A 7357-nucleotide genomic window follows, 5' to 3' on the forward strand; every position below is an offset into this window, starting at 1 on the left:
CATGCAACGGCTCTGGCGAAATCTGAAATGGCTAAGCGGGACAATGTGGCCTGCTTATGCCTCATTTATCTTCGTCTGCAACCTTGTCGGAGCCATGATTGTCGGCTTGTTCCTCGGCATGCTGTTGCCACTGAACCAAGAAACTCACCTGCCGCGGTTGGCTAATGGGGTCATCTATGCCCTGGCTGGTTACCTGGTTCTGGCAATTATTGCGGGAATCGGCACTACTTGGATCCTGTTCAAGCCGCTGTTGAAATGGCAGCGTCATCCAGAGCTGCACGATCCGCGGCGGGTGCGCTATCTGGTCATGCGCGTGCCTGTCTATCAGGCACTCTTGGGTACCGTCATCTGGTCTCTGGGCGTGATTGTCTTCAGTGGAGTCGCGTTCGCCTATGACAGCAAGATTGGCCTGATGGTGCTGCTCACCTCGGTGCTCGGTGGCGCCATGGTGGCACTGTTGACCTATCTAATTGCGGAGCGCATGGTGCGTCCGGTTGCTGTGGAGGCGCTGGCGCGTAGGGCCCCGGATTCTTCGCTGGAGCCACCGATTGGCCACCGCCTGCGCCAGACGTGGGTGTTGACCAGCGGTGTTCCAGTGGTAGCAATCCTGCTTGTGCTGATAGGTCAGCGCCGTGGTCTATTCACAGATGACGCGGCAGATTTGCTGCCCACCATCACCGCGCTGGCAATTCTGGCTCTGATTACCGGCTATTTCGGCACGATGTTGGCCACTATGTCCATCGTCGACCCGATTCGTGATCTCACGGGTGCGATTAACAAGGTCCGCCAGGGCCAGGTGGATACGCGCGTGCCTATTTACGACGGCTCCGAGATGGGCGTTCTCCAGGCGGGTTTCAATGAAATGATGCGTGGCCTGCAGGAGCGTCAGCGGGTCCGTGACCTCTTCGGCCGCTATGTCGGGTCTGAGGTCGCCCGTAAGGCTCTGGAAGAAAAGCCGACTTTGGGCGGCGAGAATCGCCTCGTCGCGGTGCTGTTTGTGGACGTGATTGGTTCGACCAACTTCGCGGAGAAGAACTCGCCAGAAGTCGTTGTCCGTGAGCTCAATGCCTTCTTCGACCACGTTGTTGACTGTGTGCACCGCAATAAGGGCATTATCAACAAGTTCCAGGGTGACGCGGCTCTGGCTGTCTTCGGCGCTCCCCTGCCCCTCGATGACACTGCTGGGCACGCCCTCACAGCCGCCCGTGAACTGCGCGAGGAACTGCTCGACCTCCAGCTCACCGCGGGTATCGGCGTCTCCGCCGGGCACGTCGTTGCCGGCCACATCGGTGCCCGCGACCGTTTTGAATACACGGTTATTGGTGACGCGGTTAACCAGGCTGCCCGTCTGACCGAGCTGGCCAAGGACACCCCGGGCCGCGTGCTCGCCACAGCTTCCACCATTCGCCTGGCCAACGAGGACGAGCAGGCTCGCTGGACCACCCTGAAGTCCGTGGAGCTGCGCGGCCGTACGCACATGACGCAGCTTGCGCGCCCGGTGCGCCCGACGCTTGCCGACGAAGCTTAGGGCTCGTTGGGCGCCCAGTACCCCTAGACTTCTCAGACGGCGAACACACTTACTCCACCGAGAATAAATCTCCTGGCTGGCAGTCCAAAGCTTCGCACAACATAGTGAGCGTCGTGAATCGCACGGCCTTCGCCCTGTTGTTTTTCAGCACTGAGAGGTTGACCGGAGTGACCCCGACCTGTTCGGAAAGGGCTGCCAACGTCATTCCGCGGCTTTCAAGCAGCTCATCTAAGTGGCACACAACCTTCGCCATTTAAATGAGTCCTTCCTGATCTTCCTGCATTCGCGCAGCTCGGAACAACATAACTCCGAGAGTGGAGATGACTATCATAAGCACAAACCATATTCCCAGGTGCTCATTGAAATCGGCATGATCACGCTGGTACCACGCGCTCAGATTCAGGCCACTTGCGACCCAGTTTTCACCCATATGCTGTAGGAAACTACTTGCCGGATACATCGCTACCAGCCAGGAGATAGCCATAACTCGTCGCGCAGTCTTAACTGTAAAAAACTCGCCCTTCAGGTACGAGAGTGAGAACAACACGCAGAGCACGGCAATCGCGGCGACGATAGCGCATCGAACAACAGTCGCAGCAATAAACAAGGAGAGGACTCCACCACTCATAACCTCGATAGGAACCCCTTTGCCACTTCCCAGCACTTCGGGCAAAAGCAGGGTCAGATCACTGGGGAACTGCTGATGAAGAACCGGATGGCGGAGCTGGAGCAAAATGTAAACCAGTGCAAACACTCCGGCAAAAAGGCTCACGATTACATCCCGGCGCTCCTTAGTTTGATTGACATACGGGTCATTTGGCTTCTTGGTCTGTGGAGATACCATAGCTAACTTCCTTACTGCACCGTAATTGGCGCGGTTAGTGAGATTATTCTGCGGGGCGCTTGGAGCTGCAGCCAAACCCCAACACATCGTTATTCGATGTATCGATTTTCGATACTATATCGCTTTTCGATATGTCGCAAGGCTCCTGCAACAATCGCCGTCCGCCGCCAACCTGCGTACCCTCCCGCAAATCCTTTACGTTGGAGGAATGACTGACAGCCGCTCCAGCTCTAGCACCAACCCCAGACCTCGCATGCTCGTCCCCGACGCTGCGCGCGGATTCGCTCTTCTCGGCATCGCTATCGCAAACATTGCCACTGCCTGGCTGGTTGCAAGCCCCGAGCTGCCCGGAGCATTCTTCGGCGGCGTCATAAACGACAGCATCGCCGACAAGGCCACCGTGCTTTTTACCGCTGTGACCGCACACAATCGCGGGCTGCCGATGTTCGCAACGCTGCTCGGTTTCGGTGTCGGACTCATTGTCCGCAGTTTGGCCAGGAGGAACTTTCCACGGTCGCGGGCGCGAGTGGTCGTCGTAAAGCGTTATGCGTTCCTGGGGCTGTTCGGCATCGCGCACATGCTGTTTCTGTTCTTTGGCGACATCATGTTTCTCTACGGCATCTGCGGCATCATCCTGGGGCTGCTTATGGGGCTTAGCAACAAAGTGCTGACTATCCTCGCATGGATTGCGCTGACAGTTAATGCGGTATTGAGCCTGCTGTTTTTGGTTTTCACAATTGCGATGCCCGACGTCGGGTTGGACGGTTCCGACATGACCGAGCTCGTCAACGGCGGTGCGATTGAAACAAGTTACCTGGATATGCTCGCCGCGAATCTCGAGGCCCTGACAATGAGCATCACTACTCTGCCGCTGCAGCTGTTCCTCTACCTGCCGGTGATGATGATTGGCTTCGTGTGGGCTCGCAAGGGCGTGCTTGACGACGTTGACGCGCACCGCCCCCTGCTTATTCGGTGGCTCGTGGTGGCTGTGGTCGTGGCTTTCGGTATCGGCATCCCTATGGGGTTGGCAGCGATTGGTGTTCTTCCAGCCGGACAGCACATGGCCTTCGTGGTAATTAACAGCTTTGCTGGAGTCTTCACCGGCCCGGGAATTCTGGCCGGGCTGGCGTTAGCACTGCAGCCGCTCCAACGACGCCTGAACGAGGGCGCCGCTGTACCTGGTTGGCTGGTGCCGATTGTGGCGCTCGGCAAGCGTTCGATGACAGGCTACCTGATGCAGTCGGTCATCTTCTTTGTGCTGGTGTACCCATTTATGCTGGACATCCCGCGCGACATGGGCGCGTTCGTGCAAACTCTCATTGCTGTGGGCGTCTGGTTGGTGACATTGTTCGCCGCGTGGGCGATGGAGCGTCGCGGCATGCAGGGTCCGTTTGAGAAGGTGCATCGCCGGCTGTCGTACGGGCCGACGATGCGGGCGGAGTTGGCCGGGGTCGGTGGCCCCAAGCCAACTCCGCAGGAGGCGCCGGGCGCACCAGCTCCGCAGGGGGCGCCGGGCGCTTAAGTGCTCTGCACCCATTTCGCCCCTGCCGCGGCTAACGGTCAATGCGCTACTTGCCCTTACGCGTTGCCTTCACCACTCGCTTGGTGGTGCGCTTGACTGCCTTCCTGGTGGTCTTCTTCGCAGCCTTCTTCGTGGTCTTGCGAGTCGACTTCTTCGCAGCCTTCTTAGTGCCACCATCGGCGGCTTCCTTCGCGCGGCGCTCAGACAGCAGCTCGCAGGCGCGGGCATCGGTCAGAGTCTCAGGCGTATCCCCCTTGCGCAGCGAAGCATTGGTGACACCATCGGTGACGTACGGACCGAATCGGCCATCCTTCACCGACATCGGGCGACCGGAGACATCGTTGTCGCCCAGCTGCTTCAGCGGCGGCTTCGCAGCAGCGCGACCGCGGCGCTTCGGCTCAGCGTAGATACGACGCGCCTCGTCCAATGTCACGGTGAAAATCTGCTCTTCGTTAGCCAGTGAACGCGAGTCCGTGCCCTTCTTCAGGTACGGACCGTAACGGCCATTCTGAGCAGTAATAACCTCGTTATCGACCGGGTCGACACCGACCTCGCGCGGCAGGCTCATCAGCTTCAGAGCCTCTTCCAGCGTGACAGTCGACGGCTCCATGGAGGAAAACAGCGAGGCCGTCTTCGGCTTCAGAGTTTCCTCGATGATTTCCGCGGTGCGCTTTTCCTTCTGCTTGGCAGCGGTCTTGGTTTCCCAGTTCTTCTTTCGCTTGCCCTCGGCAGCGCGCTGAGCGTCCTCTTCGGCGCGCTCAGCTGCGATGATCTCCTCAGCCTTGGCTACGACACCTTCGCGCTCTTCATCGGTAACCAGCTCGGTGACGTAGGGGCCGTAGCGGCCATCACGAGCAACAATCATGCGACCATTGGCCGGGTTAATGCCCAGCTCACGTCCGCCCTGCGGCATCGCCAGCAGCTTCTCGGCAGCGGCCAGATCCAGCTCGTCCGGAGTCATGGCCTCCGGGATGTTGGCGCGCTGCACCTCGTCGGCACCGTTTTCACCGGCCCCCGGGCGCGTACGCTCCAGGTACGGCCCATAGCGGCCAACGCGAACGATGATCGGGTTGCCCTCGGCATCGTCGAAAAGGTGGAGCGAATTGACCTTCCGAGCATCAATCGATTCCAAGTTCACATCGATGATGCTCTTCAGACCACCGTGGGTCGCAATAGCGTCGGCTCCCTTGTGGCGGTGATCCTTGTCATCGCCGAAGTAGAAACCGGTCAGCCAGGTCGTGCGATCCTTATTGCCCGCAGCAATGCCGTCGAGCTCATCCTCCAGCTCGGAGGTGAAGTCGTAGTTGACCAGATCGGAGAACGCTTCCTCCATCAGCCCCACCACGGCAAAGGCCACCCACGAGGGCACCAGAGCGTTGCCGCGAGGGTAGACGTAGCCGCGATCCTGAATGGTCTTGATAATCGACGCGTAGGTCGACGGACGCCCAATTCCCAAGTCCTCCATCTTCTTCACCAAGCTGGCCTCGGTGAAGCGCGCAGGCGGGTTGGTGGAGTGGCTGTCGGCACTGAAGTCCGTGGCCGTCAGGCCCTGGCCTTCAGTCAACTGTGGCAGACGCTTCTCAGCGTTGTCGGCGACCTTGCGGCCGTCGGAAAGCGCGGAGACCTCAACGTATGCCTTGAGGAAGCCCGGGAAGCGAATCGTGCGTCCAGTGGAGGCGAACTCGACGGCGTGCGTGTCGGTGGCGCCAGCGATGGTGACCTTCATGGACGTGCCGCGTGCGTCGGCCATCTGCGAGGCGACCGTGCGCTGCCAGATCAGTTCGTAGAGCTTGAACTCCTCGGCATCCAGCGATCCCGCCAGCTGCCCCGGCGTTGCGAACGTCTCTCCCGCCGGACGAATTGCCTCGTGCGCTTCCTGCGAGTTCTTCACCTTGCGCGAGTACTGGCGCGGCGCATCGGCGACATACTCCGAGCCGTAGAGCTCCAGCGCTTGCTTACGCGCGGCATCGATACCGGCCTTGGACAGCGTCGTGGAGTCGGTACGCATGTAGGTAATGTGACCGTTTTCGTACAAACGCTGCGCCACACGCATCGTGCGCTCAGAGGTGTAATGCAGCTTTCGACCCGCCTCCTGCTGCAGCGTGGAGGTCATAAATGGCGGGTACGGGCGGCGCGTGTACGGCTTCTCCTCCACCGACGCGACCTTGAGCTCAGAGCCCACGAGGTCCGCCGCCAGGGTTTCGGCGAGCTGCTTATCGACGACCCGGATGCCATCGGACTTCTTCAGCTGGCCACGGTCATCGAAGTCTCGGCCCTGCGCTACGCGCTGACCATCAACGCTGGTCAGGGTTGCGACGAATTCCTTCGGCTGGTTGGCGTCAGCAGAAGCCGAGCCGGTGTCCAAAGTTGCGGCGACATCCCAGTACTCGGCGGAGATAAACGCCATGCGTTCGCGCTCACGCTCGACGATGACGCGCGTTGCCACCGACTGCACACGGCCTGCCGACAGGCGCGGCATGACCTTCTTCCACAGCACCGGGGAGACCTCGTAGCCGTAGAGACGGTCGAGGATACGGCGACCCTCCTGGGCGTCAACCAAGTTCTGGTCCAGCTCACGGGTGTTGGCGGCGGCTTCCAGGATGGCCTGCTTGGTGATCTCATGGAACACCATGCGACGCACCGGCACCTTGGGTTTCAGAACCTCCAGCAAGTGCCAGGCAATAGCCTCGCCCTCACGGTCGGGGTCAGTTGCGAGATAGAGTTCGTCGACTTCCTTGAGCTTGGCCTTCAGGTCAGCGACTTTCTTCTTCTTATCAGCGCTGACGACATACAACGGAGCGAATCCGTTGTCGACATTCACACCCAGACGAGCCCAGGGCTCCTTCTTGTAACGAGCCGGAACGTCGGCTGCGCCACGGGGCAAGTCGCGAATGTGGCCCACCGACGCCTCCACGATGTAATCATCGCCGAGATACGGCTGAATCTTGCGAGCTTTCGTCGCCGACTCGACAATTACAAGGCGCTTGAGGCCGTCTGAATTCGCCATAGAAGTTTTTCTATCCTGCAACGTTGAATGTTTTTGACTGTTTAGATTCTTGTTTTCGTTTAAATCTTGGGGTTCTTGGCCGGACTCTGGCTGGGCTTCAGCTGTGAGAGGCCCGCAATCGGTTCCAACCGGTTCCGATCAGTGCAAATCAGTTCCCGGCCGCGTTCTCCCCGGAAGATTATCTGGAAAGAATATGAAGAATATAAGGAATACCGTACACACAATCTAGTTTGTCGCGTGGATTCCTCAAGTATCGGGCGGATTTTGGGTGTGACTGAAGGGGCTGCTGTGGGGGATCCCCGGTGGCCGGCAGTTGCCGACCCGACGACTGCTGTGCGGCTGGCCATGATCATCCCCGTGGCTGTCAGTGGCTGGTCACAACAGGCCGCAGCGGGCGCAGCCGCCGCAGCGGCCGCGTGATCGCGGGCTGCAAATGTGAAACTGTATGAGTTTATG

6 protein-coding genes are annotated in these 7357 nt (G+C 59.5%); 3 read left to right on the forward strand and 3 right to left on the reverse strand.

The features are described from left to right. Position 1: 1 nt before the first annotated feature. On the forward strand, positions 2 to 1528 hold the full coding sequence (locus HMPREF2920_RS04280; RefSeq protein WP_070549776.1) for an adenylate/guanylate cyclase domain-containing protein: 1527 nt from the start codon (positions 2 to 4) through the stop codon (positions 1526 to 1528). A 49-nt stretch (positions 1529 to 1577) separates the two neighbouring features. On the opposite strand, the gene HMPREF2920_RS04285 is transcribed toward HMPREF2920_RS04280, so the two are convergent. Next, positions 1578 to 1781: a helix-turn-helix domain-containing protein gene (locus tag HMPREF2920_RS04285; protein WP_005511351.1), complete on the reverse strand. Its 204-nt coding sequence runs from the start codon at positions 1779 to 1781 to the stop codon at positions 1578 to 1580. Beyond that, a complete protein-coding gene (locus HMPREF2920_RS04290; protein WP_016421941.1) occupies positions 1782 to 2372 on the reverse strand; it encodes a hypothetical protein in 591 nt (196 codons plus the stop codon). Between the two features lie 208 nt (positions 2373 to 2580). Here HMPREF2920_RS04290 and HMPREF2920_RS04295 point away from each other — a divergent pair, with 208 nt between their 5' ends. Next, positions 2581 to 3894, forward strand: a complete 1314-nt coding sequence (locus HMPREF2920_RS04295) for a DUF418 domain-containing protein (protein WP_371259422.1) — start codon at positions 2581 to 2583, stop codon at positions 3892 to 3894. A 46-nt stretch (positions 3895 to 3940) separates the two neighbouring features. Here the strand turns inward: HMPREF2920_RS04295 and topA are convergent, their stop codons facing one another. Continuing rightward, positions 3941 to 6901 carry a type I DNA topoisomerase gene (gene topA, locus HMPREF2920_RS04300; RefSeq protein ID WP_070546343.1) on the reverse strand — a complete coding sequence of 987 codons (2961 nt, stop codon included), beginning with the start codon at positions 6899 to 6901 and terminating at the stop codon, positions 3941 to 3943. Between the two features lie 288 nt (positions 6902 to 7189). On the opposite strand from topA, the gene HMPREF2920_RS10985 reads away from it, so the two are divergent. Next, positions 7190 to 7321, forward strand: coding sequence for a hypothetical protein (locus HMPREF2920_RS10985; RefSeq protein WP_256381222.1), 132 nt, complete (start codon positions 7190 to 7192; stop codon positions 7319 to 7321). Positions 7322 to 7357 lie beyond the last annotated feature (36 nt).

It is taken from the genome of Corynebacterium sp. HMSC075F02, assembly GCF_001838335.1.
GTDB lineage: Bacteria > Actinomycetota > Actinomycetes > Mycobacteriales > Mycobacteriaceae > Corynebacterium > Corynebacterium jeikeium_D.

Coding starts and splice junctions, on each gene's coding strand:
- HMPREF2920_RS04280 (WP_070549776.1), top strand. CDS start 2: ATGCAACGGCTCTGGCGAAATCTGAAATGGCTAAGCGGGACAATGTGG.
- HMPREF2920_RS04285 (WP_005511351.1), bottom strand. CDS start 1,781: ATGGCGAAGGTTGTGTGCCACTTAGATGAGCTGCTTGAAAGCCGCGGA.
- HMPREF2920_RS04290 (WP_016421941.1), bottom strand. CDS start 2,372: ATGGTATCTCCACAGACCAAGAAGCCAAATGACCCGTATGTCAATCAA.
- HMPREF2920_RS04295 (WP_371259422.1), top strand. CDS start 2,581: ATGACTGACAGCCGCTCCAGCTCTAGCACCAACCCCAGACCTCGCATG.
- topA (WP_070546343.1), bottom strand. CDS start 6,901: ATGGCGAATTCAGACGGCCTCAAGCGCCTTGTAATTGTCGAGTCGGCG.